At 56.8% G+C, this 17,905-nt stretch carries 16 protein-coding genes; 15 read left to right on the top strand and 1 reads right to left on the bottom strand.

Annotated features, from left to right (window positions below; all coding sequences use genetic code 11):
• Positions 1–71: 71 nt before the first annotated feature.
• The 11 genes from HY868_14100 (at position 72) to HY868_14050 (ending at position 11,458) form a co-directional block, all read left to right on the top strand.
• Positions 72–980, top strand: a complete 909-nt coding sequence (locus HY868_14100) for a sugar ABC transporter permease (GenBank protein ID MBI5303262.1) — start codon at positions 72–74, stop codon at positions 978–980.
• A gap of 30 nt (positions 981–1,010) precedes the next feature.
• Positions 1,011–1,955: a carbohydrate ABC transporter permease gene (locus HY868_14095; GenBank protein ID MBI5303261.1), complete on the top strand. Its 945-nt coding sequence runs from the start codon at positions 1,011–1,013 to the stop codon at positions 1,953–1,955.
• A gap of 78 nt (positions 1,956–2,033) precedes the next feature.
• Positions 2,034–3,161, top strand: coding sequence for a hypothetical protein (locus HY868_14090; protein ID MBI5303260.1), 1,128 nt, complete (start codon positions 2,034–2,036; stop codon positions 3,159–3,161).
• A 21-nt stretch (positions 3,162–3,182) separates the two neighbouring features.
• Positions 3,183–3,947, top strand: coding sequence for a sugar phosphate isomerase/epimerase (locus HY868_14085; GenBank protein MBI5303259.1), 765 nt, complete (start codon positions 3,183–3,185; stop codon positions 3,945–3,947).
• The gene (locus HY868_14080; GenBank protein ID MBI5303258.1) at positions 3,940–5,085 is read left to right on the top strand and encodes an MFS transporter; all 1,146 of its coding nucleotides are present in this window, start codon (positions 3,940–3,942) and stop codon (positions 5,083–5,085) included. The genes HY868_14085 and HY868_14080 overlap by 8 nt, the downstream gene beginning before the upstream one ends.
• Positions 5,082–6,980 carry an aldehyde ferredoxin oxidoreductase family protein gene (locus HY868_14075; protein ID MBI5303257.1) on the top strand — a complete coding sequence of 633 codons (1,899 nt, stop codon included), beginning with the start codon at positions 5,082–5,084 and terminating at the stop codon, positions 6,978–6,980. Before HY868_14080 ends, HY868_14075 begins: the two co-directional genes overlap by 4 nt.
• A 45-nt stretch (positions 6,981–7,025) precedes the next feature.
• The gene (locus HY868_14070) at positions 7,026–7,256 is read left to right on the top strand and encodes a MoaD/ThiS family protein (GenBank protein MBI5303256.1); all 231 of its coding nucleotides are present in this window, start codon (positions 7,026–7,028) and stop codon (positions 7,254–7,256) included.
• A 70-nt stretch (positions 7,257–7,326) separates the two neighbouring features.
• A complete protein-coding gene (gene groEL, locus HY868_14065) occupies positions 7,327–8,931 on the top strand; it encodes a chaperonin GroEL (GenBank protein ID MBI5303255.1) in 1,605 nt (534 codons plus the stop codon).
• A 23-nt stretch (positions 8,932–8,954) separates the two neighbouring features.
• On the top strand, positions 8,955–9,326 hold the full coding sequence (locus HY868_14060) for a GxxExxY protein (GenBank protein ID MBI5303254.1): 372 nt from the start codon (positions 8,955–8,957) through the stop codon (positions 9,324–9,326).
• A gap of 49 nt (positions 9,327–9,375) precedes the next feature.
• Positions 9,376–10,038, top strand: a complete 663-nt coding sequence (locus HY868_14055; GenBank protein MBI5303253.1) for a transaldolase — start codon at positions 9,376–9,378, stop codon at positions 10,036–10,038.
• A gap of 58 nt (positions 10,039–10,096) precedes the next feature.
• The gene (locus tag HY868_14050) at positions 10,097–11,458 is read left to right on the top strand and encodes a hypothetical protein (GenBank protein MBI5303252.1); all 1,362 of its coding nucleotides are present in this window, start codon (positions 10,097–10,099) and stop codon (positions 11,456–11,458) included.
• A gap of 345 nt (positions 11,459–11,803) precedes the next feature.
• Here the strand turns inward: HY868_14050 and HY868_14045 are convergent, their stop codons facing one another.
• Complete coding sequence (locus HY868_14045; protein ID MBI5303251.1) at positions 11,804–12,175, bottom strand: nucleotidyltransferase domain-containing protein; 372 nt, start codon at positions 12,173–12,175, stop codon at positions 11,804–11,806.
• Positions 12,176–12,224: 49 nt separating this feature from the next.
• Here HY868_14045 and HY868_14040 point away from each other — a divergent pair, with 49 nt between their 5' ends.
• The 4 genes from HY868_14040 to HY868_14025 all read left to right on the top strand — a co-directional run bounded on the left by HY868_14040 (position 12,225) and on the right by HY868_14025 (position 17,850).
• Positions 12,225–15,368 carry a glycoside hydrolase family 31 protein gene (locus tag HY868_14040; protein MBI5303250.1) on the top strand — a complete coding sequence of 1,048 codons (3,144 nt, stop codon included), beginning with the start codon at positions 12,225–12,227 and terminating at the stop codon, positions 15,366–15,368.
• Between the two features lie 154 nt (positions 15,369–15,522).
• Positions 15,523–16,248, top strand: a complete 726-nt coding sequence (locus tag HY868_14035; protein ID MBI5303249.1) for a GntR family transcriptional regulator — start codon at positions 15,523–15,525, stop codon at positions 16,246–16,248.
• A 72-nt stretch (positions 16,249–16,320) separates the two neighbouring features.
• Complete coding sequence (locus HY868_14030; protein ID MBI5303248.1) at positions 16,321–17,289, top strand: tripartite tricarboxylate transporter substrate binding protein; 969 nt, start codon at positions 16,321–16,323, stop codon at positions 17,287–17,289.
• A 93-nt stretch (positions 17,290–17,382) separates the two neighbouring features.
• Positions 17,383–17,850 carry a tripartite tricarboxylate transporter TctB family protein gene (locus HY868_14025; protein ID MBI5303247.1) on the top strand — a complete coding sequence of 156 codons (468 nt, stop codon included), beginning with the start codon at positions 17,383–17,385 and terminating at the stop codon, positions 17,848–17,850.
• The last annotated feature ends 55 nt before the right edge of the window (positions 17,851–17,905 follow it).

Raw genomic sequence — 17,905 nt, 5'->3', positions numbered from 1 at the left:
GCGTAGTCGGTCGTCTCTGACTACAAGACTACGCGACCATGAGACTAGGCGGCTCGAAAAGGAGGCGCGGCATGATGATCGCAAATCGCTCGAAGGAACGAATCACGTGGATGCGCGCGCGCGAATGGATCGAAGGGTATTTGTTTGCCGGACCGTTCTTGGTTGGTTTTTTCGCGTTCGTCGCGTTCCCGATGCTCTTTTCGATTTGGCTCATGTTTCAGAAATGGGACTTGCTCGGTGAGCCGGTCTTTGTGGGTTTCCGAAACATCGAACGCGCCTTGACGGATGAACTCGCGCTCAAAGCGCTCTACAACAGCGCGTTCTACACCCTCTTTGCCGTGCCGATTCAACTCGTTATCTCATTCACGCTCGCGCTCGCACTCACCCAGGCAATCAAACTGCGGAGCATCTATCGCGCCGGTTTTTATTTGCCAATCATCATTCCTATCGTTGCGACCGCGGTGGTATGGCAGCGCGTCTTTCACCCCGATTTTGGAATCTTGAACGAAGTGCTGGGGATCTTTGGTGTGCCACCGCAAAACTGGCTGCTTGATCCGAATCTTGCCAAACCCGCGTTCATCTTCATGTCTTTCTGGATGATCGGTCGCCAGATGGTTATTTTTATCGCGGGATTGGGCAACATTCCGGTTCAGTTGATGGAAGCATCGCAGATTGACGGCGCGGGTAAATTGCGTTCGTTGTTTACGATTACGATTCCGCTCATGACGCCGTTGATCTTTTACAACATGGTCATCGCGATCATCAATTCGTTCCAGACCTTTGTCCCGTCACTGATTATGACGGATGGTGGTCCGCAAAACGAAACCTTGTTTGTCGTGTTGAATATCTATCGCAATGGTTTCCAGTTCTTTAATATGGGCTACGCGTCCGCGCTCGCGTGGGAGTTGTTTGTCATCGTTGTCGGTTTCACCATCGCTCAGTTCTACGTGTCGAACAAGTGGGTCTATTACGAAGCGTAGCGGTTAGCGACTGGAGACAGGAGATTCAAAATGTCCACCGAGATAGAAGACCTGCGCGTTTTGAAAGCCGCGACTCGTCAGCAAGCTGCTGCTCATCGTTCACGTCAGGCAACGTTGCGCCGAAGTTGGTTGATCGTTCTCCAAATCATAATGACGTTGGTGCTGATTACGTTCCTGGGTCCGACGCTGTGGATGGTCTCTTCGTCACTCAAGGCGCGGACCGAAATATTCGCGATTCCCATGGTGTGGCTTCCAGAAAATCCGCAATGGGGCAATTACATTCAAGCGTTGACGCTGTTGCCATTCGCCAAATTTGCAGTGAACACGTTTGTGATTGCCGGTTTGACTGTGGTTGGCACGGTGCTGTCGTGCTCGATCGTCGCGTATTCTTTTTCGCGCCTGCGTTGGCCCGGACGCGATTTCTTCTTCGCGCTGTTGCTCGGTACCATGATGTTGCCGGAAGTCGTCACGCTCATCCCTATGTTCATCGAGTTTCGCACCCTCGGCTGGACAAAACCTGGGACGGTGTTCGGCGTTTTGCCGCTCAACTTTTTGCCGATCACGGTGCCGTACTGGCTCGCGCTGTCGCCGCTCTATGTTTTCTTGATGCGACAATTTTTCAAAGGGATTCCAATGGAGTTAGAAGAAGCCGCGTTGATGGACGGCGCTAGTCGGCTGCAAATCTTGTTCCGTATCATCCTGCCGCTTTCCAAGCCGGTGATTGCCACCGTCGCGGTGTTCTCGTTTCTCCAAAGTTACAATGACTTTTTGCAACCGTTGATTTATCTCAACGGTCAAGACAATTGGACGCTCGCCCTGGGTCTGCGCGCGATGAACGACGTGCAACAGACCGGGCAATGGGAATTGTTGTTTGCCGCATCAACGGCGGTGTTGCTTCCGGTTTTGCTCATCTTTATTTTCGCGCAACGTTACTTTGTGCAAGGCATCGCGACAACCGGGTTTGGCGGACGCTGAAATTCGACTGCCGACGACTGACCGCCGACAGTGGCTATATCTGCGGTCTGCCGTCGGCGGTCAGCGGTCATTGCAATAATGATCCCAGATTCAATTCCAGAACGCGTAACGTGGTCGCGTCAGCTTACCGAAATCGCCGCGCGACCGCTCGAGTACTGTCCGGATTTTCCCACGATTGCCAATCGCTTTGATGCGTGGTGGGCGCACGATTGTCTTGATCGTCCGGTCTTTGTCGCGTCGGCGGACACGAATCCGCAACGCAAAATTCTGCGGCGTCTCGAATTGCTCGATCAACCCGACGCGTGGTTCGATGCAAAAATGCAAGATATGTTGCAGTTGCATCGCGTTGGTGATAAACTGCCGACGTTCCGCGTCGATTTCGGTCCCGTGATGCTGGGTGGCTTGTTCGGCGGACCCGTCGAGTTTGTTTCGGATACGACCTGGCAACACGCGTTCATCAAAGACGATTGGTCGAATGTTCCCGACTGGCGCGTGGATGCGAGCGCGTGGTGGAATCTGATGCGCGCGCGCTTGATGCAAGCCGCAGACGCGTCCATCGGAAAATTTGTCGTGCATCAACCCGCGCTCGGCGGTGCGGGCGATGTGCTGTTGAATTTTCGCGGTTCGTCGCAATTGTGTCTCGATGTGGTAGATCAACCCGAACGGATCGCCGAGTCGCTCGAAAAAATTTACAACGGTTGGCGCGCGGCGTTTCGCGCGCAATACGAATGCACGGTCGGGCGCGGCGCGGCGGCAATGCGCTGGGCTGGGTTGTGGTCGAACGAACCGTACTTTGTAACCGAGTGCGATTTCAACTCGATGATCAGTCCGCGTCAGTTCGAGCGATTGTTCGCGCCCGATCTGGTGCGCGTCGCGGCAACCGCCGGGCGTTCGATGTTTCACCTCGACGGACCGGACGCGGCGCGGCAGATTGACGTTTTGCTGCGCATTCCGGAACTGCAAGCGATTCAGTACGTGCCGGGTGCGGGTACGCCGTCCGCTTTGCAAAAGGTCGCGTTGTTGCGTAAAATTCAGGACGCCGGCAAGTCGGTTCAGGTACTGTGTCCGCCCGACGAAGTATTGCCATTGTGCGACGAACTCAAACCGGAAGGACTCGCGTTTTGGCTCGAAACCCCATTGCCGCCGCACGAACTAGATGATTTGCACGAGCAGTTCTGCAGGCGATACGGAACACACAAGACGTGATACGGGATATGTGAGAGAGAAATGAAAATTGGAATTCAAACCAACATCTGGTCACAGGAACGGCACGAAAAAGATTTGGATGGAATGCTTGGCGAAGTCAAAGCCGCGGGGTACGATGGCATCGAGATTGGCGCGCATCGAATTGATCTGACTCAGCCCGCGGCGTTCCGTGCGTTGCTTGTCAAACATGGTTTGCAAGTCAGCGCGTTGCACATTCACGGCGATTTGGCGGACGCGGTGCAAGCGGGTGACATCGCCCGGCGCGCCGAAGAGGTTAGCGCGTTTGCGCGTCAGGTCGGCGCGCCGTTCGTCGCGTTGAGCGGCAAACCGCGACCCGACAAAGGCGCGGCGGATTTGGCGCGCGAGGCGCAACTGCTGAACCACGTCGGTTATGTGTGTAGCGCGAACGGCATCAAACTGATCTACCACAATCATTACTGGGAAATCGAAAACGATTTGCGCGAACTGCGCTATCTCATCGCGAACACGGATGCCGCGCGCGTGTCGTTCTTGCTCGATGTCGCGTGGGTGCATCACGGCGGCGCGTCCCCAGCGCAAGTGATCGAACTATTCCGCGCGCGCATCGGGTGCTTTCACATCAAAGATATGCGCGGCGACAAATTTACCGACCTGGGTCGCGGCGATGTAGATTTCGCCGCGCTGAAACCGGCAATCGTGGGAAAGTACGATGGGTGGCTCGTCCACGAACGCGACGAGGCATTACCAAACGCGCTTGAAAGCGCGCGCGCTAGTCGCGAATTTTTGAAAACCAATTGGAATGTCTGACCGTCGCTGGAACATCGCGCTCTACGCGTCCGCCGTTTTCTTTTTCTGGATGTCGCAGTACATTTACGTACCGACCTTGCCGACGTACGTTCAGAGTAAGACGACGAACTTGTCCGCGGTCGGATTTGTGCTCTCGATGTACGGACTGTGGCAAGTCCTGGGTCGGATGCCTTTGAGCATCGCGGCGGACTGGATCGGTTGGCGCAAACCGTTTTTGATTTTCACATTGATCCTGGGTTCAGTCGGTGCGTCGCTGATGGCAACCTCGCACAGCGTCGAAGGGCTGGCGGTCGGTCGCGCGACGACCGGCGCGGCGGCGAGCGGCTGGGTCCTGATGGTCGTCGGTTTCGGCGACTTGTTCCCACCGCAACAAGCCGTGCAAGCGGCAGCCGTGCTCAGTCTCATCAATACGATTGGGCGCATAATCGCCACCTCTTCGACGGGCTGGCTCAACGATGTGGGGGGCTATTCGCTCGCGTTCTGGCTCGCGGCGGGCGTCGGGGTGATCGCGACGATTGCGGCGCTAGGTGTGCGCGAGACCCGGCGCAAATCGAAACCGCCTACGTGGCACAGTGTCGGTACGCTCATCGCGCGACGCGATGTTTTTTTGCCGTCGGCGTTGAGCGCGGTCGCGCAGTATCCCAATTGGGCGTTTAGTTTCGGTTTCAACGTCGTGCTCGTCAAGCAACTCGGCGGCGATGTGTTCGCGCAAAGCGCGATTGTGACCTGGCATCTCATTGTATTCGCGCTGGGCAATTATGCGGCTTCGATTCTTGTCCCGCGCCTCGGCGAGCGCAATCTGGTGCGTGTGAGTTTTTTTACCATGTTCGTCGGCATGTTAATGATTGCGCTGGCATCCTCCTTGCCCACCGTTTTCCTGGGTCAAGGATTCCTGGGTTGGGGACTGGGTGTGAGTTTTCCGTTATTGATGGGCATGAGCATCAAGAAAATTGCGGGCGATGAGCGCGCCACCGCGATGGGCGTACATCAATCCATCTATGCAGTTGGCATGTTCGTGGGTCCCGCGTTGAGCGGCGTCGTTGCCGATGGAATTGGCATTCCGATGACATTTGCGATCACTAGCATCGCGGTGTTGATGCTGGGATTACTGGGCGCACGATTTTTGGAGGCAGGATGAATTACGGCACTTCGGGAAAAATTTTGCGCGTTGATCTTACGAATCGAACGACAGGCGTCGAAACGTTCGACGAAGAATTTTATCGTTTGTATCCCGGCGGTAAGGCGTTGGCGGCGTACATTTTGTTGAAGGAACTGCCGCCCCACACCGAGCCACTCGATCCGGGTAACATTCTCGTGTGCGCGAATGGTTTGCTTACCGGCGCGCCGTTCTCCACCGCAACGCGGTACACGGTGATCGCGCGCTCGCCGCTCACGCGCGCGTTCGGCGAATCGGAAGCCGCGGGTTACTGGGGACCGGAACTCAAGATGGCGGGCTGGGAAGCGATTGTGGTCAAAGGGCGCGCGTCGTCGCCGGTTTATCTCTGGATTCACAACGACCAAGTCGAGATTCGCGACGCGCGACATTTGTGGGGACGCGAGCCGCTCGAGGCGCAAGAAAAAATTCGCGCCGATCACGGCGATAAATTGATTCGCGTTTTGCAGATCGGCATCGGCGGCGAAAATCTCGTGCGCTATGCCGGCATGACGAACGACTTGCGCCATTTCAACGCGCGCAACGGCATCGGCGCGGTGATGGGTTCGAAGAATCTGAAAGCGATTGCTGTCCGAGGCACGCGTCGTTGGGTCAACTGGGCGCACGATCCCAAGCCGGTCGCGGAACTGGGTCAGACGCTCGCCAAGCGCGTCAAGGAACATCCGCAGTCCTGGGATTTGCAAGACAAGGGCACGCCCGGTCTGGTTGACGGACTGAACGCGGGCGGCATCTTGCCGACGCGCAATTTCCATCAGGGCGCGTTCGAAGGCGTGGATAAGGTCAAGTGGCAAGCCTACGAAAAAGAATTGCTCACCGCGCGCAAGAGTTGCTACGCGTGTGCGGTGCGCTGCAAGCGCGAAGTCAAGGTGGACGATCGTTATCAAGTCAGCGATCAGTACGGCGGACCCGAATACGAATCACTCGACGCGTTCGGTCCGAATTGCGCGGTGGATGATTTACAAGCCATCGCCAAGGCGAACGAATTGTGCAATCGCTACACGCTCGACACGATTTCGTGCGGCGCGACGATTGCGTTTGCGATGGAATGCTTCGAGCATGGACTCTTGACGACCCAGGATACGGGCGGCATCGCGTTGCGTTTTGGCAACGCGGCAGCGATGTTGCAAATGGTTGACCTGATCGCGCGGCGCGAAGGGATTGGGGATTTGCTCGCCGAAGGCGTCAAACGCGCGGCGGAAAAAATCGGTGGCGATGCAAAATATTTTGCGATGCACGTCAAGGGACAGGAATTGCCAATGCACGACCCGCGCGGCAAGGTCGGCGTGGGGTTGGGTTACGCGATCAACGAATGCGGCGCGGATCACTTGACCGCGCCGCACGATGGGGCAGTCGCCAATCCCGAATCCGTCAGTTTCAAAGGCGCGCAACCGCTCGGCATCGAAGCGGTTCCGCCGCGCGAGTTGAGTCCGCGCAAAGTTCGCAACTATTACATTCTGGAAAACTGGACGAGCGCGGAAAAAGTGACCGGGATGTGTTTCTTTGGCGTCGCGCCGCGTTCGTTCATTCAGGTGGACGAACTCGTCAACGTCATGCGCGCGGCGACGGGCTGGGATTGGACGGCGCAAGATGTGATGCGAATCGGCGAACGCGCGACGAACATGGCGCGCGCGTTCAACGTGCGCGAAGGATTCACCGCGCAAGAGGACACGCTGCCCGAACGATTATTCCAACCGTTGGAGAACGGCGCGTTGCAAGGCGTCGGGATTTCGCAACCCGATTTCGCACAGGCAATCGTCGAACTCTACGAACAAAAAGGTTGGAACGCGCAAGGTATTCCAACGCGCGAAAAATTGCGCGACCTGGGTATCGAGTGGGTCGCGGATTTGCTGCCAGTCTGACCGCCGACCGCAGACGGCAGACCGCGCGCGCACGATGGATAGATTATGCAAGTTCATCTCGGCGGACATTTAGCGTGGTACGACGCGTACAAGCGGTCGCGTCTCGAAATCACGCTCGACCAACCAATCACGCTGATCGAGTTGTTGCAGAACCTCGGAGTGCCGCCCGCCGAAATCGCGGTCGCGGCGGTGAATGGAATTGCCGTCGAACTCGAACACGCGCGCGTGTCGAATCAAGATCATGTTGATGTCTACCCGCCGGTTGGCGGAGGGTAGAATCCAGGTTTCCGCCGAAGGCGAGAAACCTGGATTCTGAGAAAGGCACGCTTCCCTGCAAGGTTATTTAATGCCCATACCACAACTGCTACAAGGACAACCAGCAACGACCGCACTGAAACGCGGCTTTGATCAAATCGCCGATTTGCTCGCGCATACGCTCGGTCCCACGCAAGGCGTGATTCTGTCGCAACACGAAACGCGTGCGGTCGAGATGTTGAGCGATGCGGCGATGATCGCGCGGCGCATCATCGCGTTGCCGGATCGCGCGCAAGATGTCGGCGCGATGCTCGCGCGCAATCTCGTGTGGCGGCAACACTTGCGCGTCGGCGACGGTTGCGCGACCGCCGCGGTGCTCGCGCGCGCGATGCTGGAGCACGCGCATCGCTTTATCGCCGCGGGCGGCAACGCGATGATGTTGCGACGCGGCATGGATTGCGCGACGCGCGCGGCGGTGGACGCGTTGCGCGCGCAAGCGCGTCCGGTCAACGCGCACAACGATCTCACGCGCGTCGCGACGACGATCACTGGCGATGAAAAATTGAGCGCCGTGCTCGCAGAAATTTTCGGCAAACTCGGTCCCGATGCGTTCGTGACGATCGAGGATTATCTCGCGCCGTACCTCGAACGACAGTACTATGAAGGCGGACGCTGGAACGGGAAACTCGTTTCGCCGTACTTGATCACCGATCCAGGCACGCGCCGCGCGGTCATCGAAAACTGCCACGTCGTGTTGTACGCGGGCGACGTGATGAATCTCGACGATGTACAACCTTTGCTCGAAATGGTCGCGGCTACATCGTGGCATCAAGTCGCGATCATCGCCAAGAACATTTCGAGCACGGCGTTGACGACGCTCGTGCTGAATCACCAGCAAGGCAAACTGAAAATTCTCGCGGCGGAATTGCGCGACATGGAATCGAAACGCCAACTCGATTTTGACGACCTCGCCGTGTTGACCGGCGCGACGGTTCTTTCGCCGGACACCGGACGTTTGTTGCGCGCCATCGAGCCGACCGACCTGGGTGCCGCGCCGCGCGTACAAGCGGACGCGGACGAGTTGATCCTTATCGCGGGCGAAGGTGATCCCGACGCGATCAAACAACACGCGGACGCGTTGCGCGCACAACTCGTAATGCTCGATGAAAACGACGACAAGTACGCACATTTGCGAATGCGGATCGCGCGGCTGGGTGGTCAGGTCGCCAAGTTGATGATCGGCGCGCACACCGAAGCGGAGCGCGGTGTGATTCGACAGCACGCAGAGAAAGCGATGCGCGCGTTGCCGCTGGCGTTGCGCGAAGGCGTAGTTGCCGGGGGCGGCGTCGCGTATCTCAATTGCATTCCCGCGCTTGATCAACTTGACGCGCGCGGCGATGAAGCGTTCGGCGTCGAGGTTGTCCGGCGCGCGCTCGCGGAACCGTTCCGTTGCATCGCGGCGAACGCGGGCGTGGGTGCGCCGTCCGCGTTGCGCGCCGAGACGCAAGCCCGCGGCGCTAATTTCGGTTACGACGCGATGAATGAACAAATCGTCGCGATGGATGAAGCGGGCATCATGGATGCGGCGGGCGTTCTGCGCGAGGCGCTGCAAACCGCGGCGAGCGGCGCGGTGATGGCGCTCACTACTGCGACGATGGTGCTGCATAAAAATCCGGAAACAGTGTACGAACCATAACTATTTGCCACAGATGAACACAGATGAACACGGATGAAATTAATCAAATCACTGAGAAGGTGATCGGTTGTGCCTACACAGTCAGCAATTCGCTCGGAAGTGGATTTCTCGAGAAAGTATATGAGAATGCGCTTGCTCACGAGTTGCGAAAGTTCGGATTGAATGCCGAACAGCAATATGGCATCCAGGTTCGATACGATGGGGTGATTGTTGGTGATTTCGCGGCTGATCTCATCGTCGAGAATCAGGTCATTGTAGAAATCAAGGCGATCAAGACGTTCGATGACATTCACATGGCACAATGTCTGAACCATCTCAACGCCACGGGATTGCGAATCTGTTTGCTAATTAACTTTGGCAATCCCAGGGTGCAAATCAAGCGCATCATTCTTTAATCTGTGTTTATCTGTGTTCATCCGTGGCGCAATCACAAGGAGTGAAAAAATGAAATTCTTTCTCGACAGCGCAAAAATTGACGAGGTGCATTACGCGAATACGATGTGGAACATTGACGGTGTAACGAGCAACCCGCGTCATGTGCGCAACAGCGGCAAGCCGTTCATTACGGTGATCAAAGAACTTGCCAAAGAGTTCGAAGGCACGAACAAGCACATTTCCGTCGAAGTGAATCCGCATCACACGATTGCCGAAGCGATGGTGGAAGAAGGTGTGAAACTCGCGGCAATGTCGAAAAACTTTGCGATCAAAATCCCGGCGACCGAAGCCGGATTCCAGGCGTGCTGGCAGTTGAGCCAAAAAGGCATCCGCGTAAACCTCACGCTCGTTTTTTCCGGCGCGCAAGCGTTGCAAGCCGCGCGCATGGGCGCATCGTTCGTGTCGCCGTTCATCGGCTGGAAGGAATCGAACGGCGAAGAGGTTTCGCATTTCGTCAACGAGATCGTCCGCATCTATCGCAATTACGATTACAAGACCGAGATCATTGTCGCCGCGGTGCGTAACGGTCGCCAGATTGTCGAAGCGGCGGTCGCCGGCGCGGATATTGTGACGGCAGGGTTCGACGTGTACAAAGACGCGTTCGATCATCCGTACACTGCTAAAGGTCTCAAACTGTTCAGCGACAACTGGGACGCGACGCCCTACGAGTAATTTTTGATTGCGATTGAAGGAATGTCGAGAATCCTAAATCGCAAATCGGAAATCGAAAATGACATTTCTCAATCCTCCTCCCACTCGCCTCGGCGTGGTCTGCCTCGCGCGATTGACTTTCGAAGCGCCGCTCGCGGAACAATGGTACGTACAGACCCGCGCAAACCTGGGTCAGCTCGATGGCGTCGAATTGTGCGCGATGGAGAAACTCGTGATCGAAGCGCCGGACGCGGACGCCGCGATTGCCGAACTGCGCGTCAAGAACATTGACGCGCTCGTCATCATCAGCGGTACGTTCGCGCTCGGCGGACTCGCGATGCAACTCGCGCAGGCATTCGCGAACATTCCGCTAATGCTGTGGGCATGGCACGAGCCGACAGAGCAAACCGGCAAAGTGCGCCTGAACTCGCTAGTTGGTGCCAACACGAACGCGAGCAATCTCTACAAACTGGGTCATCGTCCGACGGTGCTTTACACCGCGCACGATGACCCGTGCGCCATCGAAGACATCGCGCGATTTGCGCGCGTCGCCGGTATTCTGCGCGATCTCAAACAACTTCGCATCGCGTTCATCGGTGGGCATGCGCCCGGCTTTGACGACCTCGCGGTGGACAAGCTCGCGCTCCGCCGCGCGACCGGCGTCGAGGTTGTGGACGTTGGTTTGCAAATTCTCGTCGCGCGTGCGAAAGCCGTCGCGGAAGATCGCGCGCATGCGGCATCTGTTGAATTACTCAAGCAGTTCGACGATGTGGTGGAGATCAGCGCGCGGCAAGGCGACCTGTTCGCCGCGCTCGTCATCGCGCTGACCGAGTTTGCGAACGAAAATAAATTCGACGCGATGACATTGAAATGCTGGGGCGATCTCGTCGAGGCGTATGGCATTGCGGGGTGCGGCGTCGTTTCGATTCTAAATGATCGCGGCATCTACACCGGTTGCGAAGGCGACATTATGGGCACGATCACGACGCTCATCGCGCGTCGGTTGACCGGCATTCATCCCTTCCTCACCGATTTTGTTTCGGTGGATCAAGAATCGAATACGGGATTGATGTGGCATGGTGGTTGTGGTCCGGTTGGGCTTGCCGATCCGAAACAGCCCACGCATCTCTTCTCGCATTTCGCTGGCGGCAAGGGTGTAACGGCTGGGTTCGCGCTCAAGCCAGGTCGCGTGACGTTGTTACGCCTCGGCGACGATGGGCGCAACCTGCGAATGCTCGCGACGACCGCGACTGCGCTCGACACCGAGATGGTCGTGCGCGGCACGCTCTCGCGCGTGAAATTCGACAATGATGGGACGGCGTTCCTCGACGAAATTCTCAGCAATGGCTGGGAGCATCATCTCGTGATGGCATATGGCGAAATCGTGCCTGAGTTGGAAATGCTCGCGCGCGTGATGAAGGTGCCGTTGACTGTGAAATAGATTGTGGAGAAAAAAATAATCGGTGGAGCAATCCACCGATTGAAACCGATTCGATCACATCTCTAGTCTTCGTCCGCGTGTGAGAGTCCGTCGAGATACTGCGCGAACGCGTCGAGTTGACTTTTGGTTTGTGACCAGAGCGAGGGTAGCGCAACGACGAGTTTTTCCAACTCGTCAGGCACAAGATTCGTCGTGTAGATATTTCGAGCGCGACTGAATTCAGGTACGCATCTTGGTCGGTGGCGGTTTTGGAAGTGTGCCAGTGTCGCAGAATTGCCGCCACGACGCGTTCCAATTCGTCGCACTCTTGACGAATCCGTTGGGCAAGCGCGTAGTAGCTATTGATCATATTTCGACTCCTTGATGGATGCTTCGCCGAAGATGTTCAGGAGCAGATTCGAAGAGAATGAGATCGAACTCAAAGTCGTGAGTCAGGTCTTCCAGAGAACCCCATGCTGAGAAATGATCTTTCTCTGGAATGCCTTCTGCGGCGAGGTCAATGTCCGATCGCGCGTGAAACCATGCACCGTGTGCGAGCGAGCCAAACGCGATCACACGCGTCGCGCCAAATCGCCCCTTGAGTACCTGTGCGGCTTGGCGCGCAACCACCCACGCGGCTTCGCGGCGCGCGCGCATCTCGCGCTCGTACTGCGCTTGGCGCTCTCGCGCGGTCCGCTTGTAGATTGCCATTTGTTCGGGGGAGATTTGGAGTGTCATCAGTTGGTATTATAACTTCGATGGAAGCGTAAATCAAGAGCGAAATCCAATGGATCAAATTTTTATTTTCCTCATCATTGTTCTTCTCCAAACCGCGCTCATCCACTATCAGCATTTCACGCCGTTCGAGTGCGAGAGCAATTTGCGCGCAGTGCTGTGGGGCGCGAAACCTGGGTCGCGCTATTGGGCAGTCCTCGCGCTTGATATGTTGACTGGCTTGCTCGTCGCGCTGCTTGTGCTTGGCGTTTTGCCGCAAGCGCCGAATGATGAGCCAGTGGCGCGCGTGTTGCGTTTCATTCCAGCATGGATACTTGTCTCGCTTCTCGCGGCGGTCTTGCACAGTTATGTGACGAACACGATCATCCGTTTTCCGAATTATGCTTTGATCGCGCGGCGAATGATTGTCGCAATACTACTTGGCATAACCCTCTACGCAGCAACCATCCTGATGCTTTGTACCGCGCTAGCGACAGATTACGCCGGCGCGTTCGAGCTTTTTCGTTGGGTCACTCTGATCACCGTTTTTATCGGATTGCCGATCGCGGTTGGAATTTTTATATTGCGCGCTCTCGTGTTTCTGTTCCGTGTCCTGCCAGTGATTGGATCGTTTTTGCATGCTGCCGTTTCCACATTCTTGTTGGTCTGGACGATGCAATTTTTTGGACGTTGGGTTGCAGTAGTTGCAATGGAAGGTGGTGTCGCCCAGACTCGCGGCTTGACCGGGATCGAAGGCATCGTGTTCGCGGTTACCGCGCTTGCGCTCCTCGCGCTCATCGCCGCGTGGTTGCTCAAGCCGGCGAAGAATACGGACGTGGTCGAGCCGCCGCCGCTCGTCGTCGGCGAACCGGCGCAAATCAAACCCAGCATTACGATCAACGACACGCGCGCGGCGATCAGCACCGATCAACTGCGCGTCGAAATCGCGCACGACACCTTCGCGTTCCGCGTCGTCAACGCGCGCGGCGATATCCAGCTCGACGTGCCGCAGAACGGACTGACGCGCGATTTGCTGCTGCAAAAAATTGTTGCGATCCCAGTTTTGTACACTGGCAACACGATGAAAATGAAATGGCACGCGTTGAGTTCGCCGGTCCATCGCGTCACACGCGTCGAAGCGCGCGACCACGCGCTTATCGTGCACTTTGCCGATGCGAATTTGCGTTTTTCGTTCCACGATGCAAACATCCTTCGCATCGAATTCACTCACGCGTCACATATCACGCCGCACGCCTCGCTCGCGTTCAACTTGTCGGATGACGCGCACATCCTGGGTCTCGGTCAACGTTTCAACAAAATTGATCAGCGCGGCGAGGAAGCGTACTTTTTTGTCGAAGAGGGCGGCGTGGGGTACGAGTGGATGAAGCAACGCCTTCCCTGGTTGTATCCGCTTGCGAAAAAATGGTTTGGCGCGCGCGGCTCGTTCCCGAATGGCGAGCAATGCACCGGCTTTCCGGTTCCGTTCGCCCTCCTCGCGCGCGCGCGCGGCGCGAGTGCTGGGTTGTTCTGGAATACGTACAAGCCGTCGTGGTTTTCTACAAAGGATGAAGGCACGCTTCGCGGGATGGAGGATGAAAAAATTCATCCTTCATCCCTCATCCTTCATCCTTCAATAGCGCGTCTCACTGTGCTCGACAACCACCTCGATCTATTCGTCTGTGCGGGACCGAAACCGATTGACGCGATTCAACAGTACACTGCGCTCACTGGTCGCAGCGACACGCCGCCCGCGTGGTCATTCCTGCCGTGGAAGACGAATACCGGCGCGGTTATTGAGGACGATGTGCGGACCGACATTCGCAAATTTCGTGAGCTTGATATTCCGCTCGCGCAAGTGGGAATCGAACACTGGCAAGAAGTGCGCGGCTCGTACGAATTCTCTAAACAGTGGTGGCGCAACATTGACGACCTCATCAAGACCGCGCACGCCAATGGTTATCGCGTTCACGTGTGGCATTTTCCGTACATGAATGCTGGGTCGGCGACGCACCGCGAGGGCGCCCGCAATGGATTTTTCATTCGCAATCGTCTGGGCTTGCCGTACCAGCAACGCATCTTTCACGGTATCGCAACCGTCGTGGATTACACGAATCCGCGCGCATCGGCGTGGCATCAAAAAATCGTCGCGCAAGCTTTTCACGCGCGCGGCATTCACGGCGTCATGACCGACTACGCCGAATCCATTCCGCCCGATTCGCATTTCTACAATGGACAATCTGGGTTAGCGATGCGAAACGCGTACCCGGTGATTTATTGTGACGCGATGAAACGCGCGGCGCAATCTGTTCTGGGTGACGATCATCTCCTTTACCCGCGCGCGGGGTACGCGGGATCGCAACGCTTCGTCGCCGCGCAGTGGCCCGGCGACCAGGACACGGACTGGGACGACGGCGATGGATTGCCCGCCGCCGTGCGCGCGATGATGAACGCGTCCATCTGTGGATTCCCAGTTCACGGGTCGGATGTGGGCGGCTGGTACGATTGGTTCGCGCCGATCACGACGAAAGAGTTGTACTTGCGTTGGGCAGAAGTCGGATGCTATTCGCCGTTGATGCGCGCGCACGGTGGACCGATCGGGCGCAATCGCGAACCTTGGAAGTTCGACGAGGAAACGATCGCGATTTATCGCGCGCTCTCGGAAGAACACGTCAAACTTTTTCCGTACTGGTACTCGCTCGCCAAGCAAGCCACGCGCGACGGCACGCCGATCATTCGGCATCCCGCGCTCGTCTGGAGCGATTGCGCCGAGTTGTACGCGATTGAAGACGCGTGGATGATCGGTGACGCGCTCTATGTTGCGCCGGTGATCCAGCCAGGTCAAACGCAACGCACGGTGATTTTGCCGCCGGGCGAGTGGTGGGATTTGAACGCGCATAAACCGGCGCGCGGGTTGGCGCGCATCATCGTTGACGCGCCGCTCGGTTGCACGCCGGTGTTTCTGCGGCGCGGGTTTATCGTGCCGCGGTTCGCGCGGGCGTTCGATACGTTCGACCGCCGACCGCCGACCGCCGACCGCGAACAATCAGCGGGCATTCGTCCGCCGCGCGTCGGCGCGTTTAGCGATGATCTTGAAGTGTGGTTGTATCCAGATCTGAGCACGCGCGCGGTGTTCGCGTTATTCGACGGCGCGGAAGTGCGCGAGAGCGAATCGCGAGTGGGGACGCGAAACCTGGACTGGAAAATTTTTGGCGATTGATCGAACATCCCGGCAAGGATCTTGCCGGGGTGTTTTTGGTCGAGGAATGTTCGGAACTCCGGAACAAAAGTTCCGATTGACGCGGCGGGGAATTCATGGTATCCTTGAAATACCATAATAATATATTATTATGTGTTCAACGGAGAATTCCCCCATGCCGCCGAATCGTTTTTCGCCCCTCTATCGCTGGCTCACCGAAACGTTGCGCGACGAATTTCAAAACGCGGTTTACAAACCGGGCGACCTGATACCGACCGAGCGCGAGCTGGTTAAACGGTACGCGGTCAGTAGCATCACTGTAACCCGCGCGCTCAATGAATTGGTGCGCGAGGGTTGGATCTATCGCCAAGCCGGCAAAGGCACGTTCCTCAAACGCGACAAACTCGAAGAACGACTCGCGCGTCTCACTTCGTTTGCGGAAGAGATGCACAGCCGGAGCATTGTTCCCCAATACAGACTCGTGCGCGCCAAGTCGGTGACCCCTTCACCGGAGATTGCCCACGCGCTGCAATTGTCTTCGCATGACCACGTCTATCTGATCGAGCGTCTTCATCTCGCGGAGGGCGAGCCGCTGGCGCTCGCCAAAGGATATTGGATTTCTGAAATCGGCGAGCGACTCGCACAACTCGACCTGAATAACATTCCTCTGTACGAAACCGTCGAGCGACAATTTCACATTCCGCTGCTCGAAGCCGACGAGTCCATCAGCGCGACCGCGGCGGATGCCGACATCGCGCGCAAACTAGGGGTACCTCGCCGCGCCCCTCTGTTGCTCCAAGAACGGTTGACGTTTTCAACCGCGATGCGACCGATCCACTTGACCATGACTTTTTTTCGCGCGGATCGTTACAAGTACAAGATTCGTCTGTCGCGCCAATAAGAACGCGACGTATCATCGGACTGTCCAGTCGCAAGTACGCGGCTGACGGAATTTCAACATAGGAGTTGAACGATGTTCAGAAAGACAAGTCTACTCGTTCTTGGTTTGTTGATCGTCGCGGTGATGATTGCCGCCTGTGCGAGCGAATCGCCCAAGCCCAAAGAGGAACCTTACCCGACGAAACAGATCACCTACATGATTCCGTTCGATCCGGGTGGACAGTCGGACCGCGAGGCGCGCCGGCAGCAACCGTTCCTCGAAAAAAGTCTGGGACAAAAAGTCACGATTGATTACAAAGTCGGCGGCGGCGGCGCGGTCGGTTGGGCTGAACTCGTGCGTGCAAAACCAGACGGCTATTACGTCGCCGGTATCAACTTGCCGCACATCATCTTGCAACCGTTGCAACAAGAGAGCGGCTACAAGACCGAACAGATTCTGCCCGTCGCGTTCTTTCAACGCACTCCGCTCGGACTCGCCGTGCTGACCAACAGCCCGCACAAGACGTTGAAAGATTTCTTGGATGCCGCAAAAGCGAAACCCGGCGATATCACCATCGGCGGATCGGGCACGTTCTCCGGTCATCACATCGCAACCCTTCGTCTGCAAAAAATGGGCGGCGTCAAATTCAATTACGTTCCCTTCACCGGCGCAGCGCCGCAAATGACCGGCTTTCTCGGCGGGCACGTCATCGCCGTCGTCGCGAATTCGGATGACCTGGTCAAGTACAAAGATCAAATCCGTGTGCTCGGGATGATGGACGCGGATAGATTTCCAGCATTGCCGGACGCGCCCACCTTCAGAGAAGGCGGCGTTGATATGATCGAAGCCATTGATCGCGGTGTGGGTGTTCCCGCCGGCACGCCCGATTACATCGTCAAGAAATTGGAAGCCGCGTATCTCGAAATCGCCAAGAACCCGGACGTCATCGCCGACATGAAGAAGCAAGGTTTCGTCCCGCTCGCAATGGGTGCGAAGGAGAGCAAAGAGCACGTTGATAAAATGCTCGCGACGTATAAAGAGTTGGTCAAGGACATCAAGTAATTCGTAATGCGTGATACGTGATGCGTGATTCGAAATTCGAAATTTGACGATCATGCGCCACGTATCACGAATCACGATCTCATGGAGGTTCCCTTGATCAAAACACTTCGCGCTGGCGACGTCGCGTCCGGCATTTTTCTGATCGTGATCGGCGGCGTTGCGTTGACCGCGTCAGCGCAGATCGCATCGAGTGTAGGCGGCATGTTGCATCCGCGCACGTTGCCGGTCATCCTGGGTGTGTTGCTCGTCGTCGGCGGTGGCTGGCTGATCGTTCGTGCTCGCGCTAAAGATTACACCGACAAGCTGATTGATTGGCCCGACCGCGCTGGCTCGAAACAGTGGTGGGTCGCGCTTGCGCTGATGGTGTTCTTCGCCCTGCTGATGCAGCCGCTCGGCTTTTTGTTGACGACGCTCATCTTTATCACCGCGTTCATTTGGTACTTTGGCAAATACAAATCCTGGGTCGCGCTCGCGTGGGGAATCGGCACGGTCGTGTTCATCTACGTGCTGTTCATCTGGCTGTTGCAGATGGATTTCCCGTCGGGTCCGTTGCCCTATTGATCGGGAGACCTCACCTCACTCCTCACCCCCTAGCCCCCTCTCCTGAATCGTACTT

The organism is Chloroflexota bacterium (genome assembly GCA_016219275.1).
Classification (GTDB): Bacteria; Chloroflexota; Anaerolineae; order UBA4142; family UBA4142; genus JACRBM01.
Note: the sequence above shows the minus strand (reverse complement) of the source record. Positions and strands in the feature narration are given on the sequence as shown.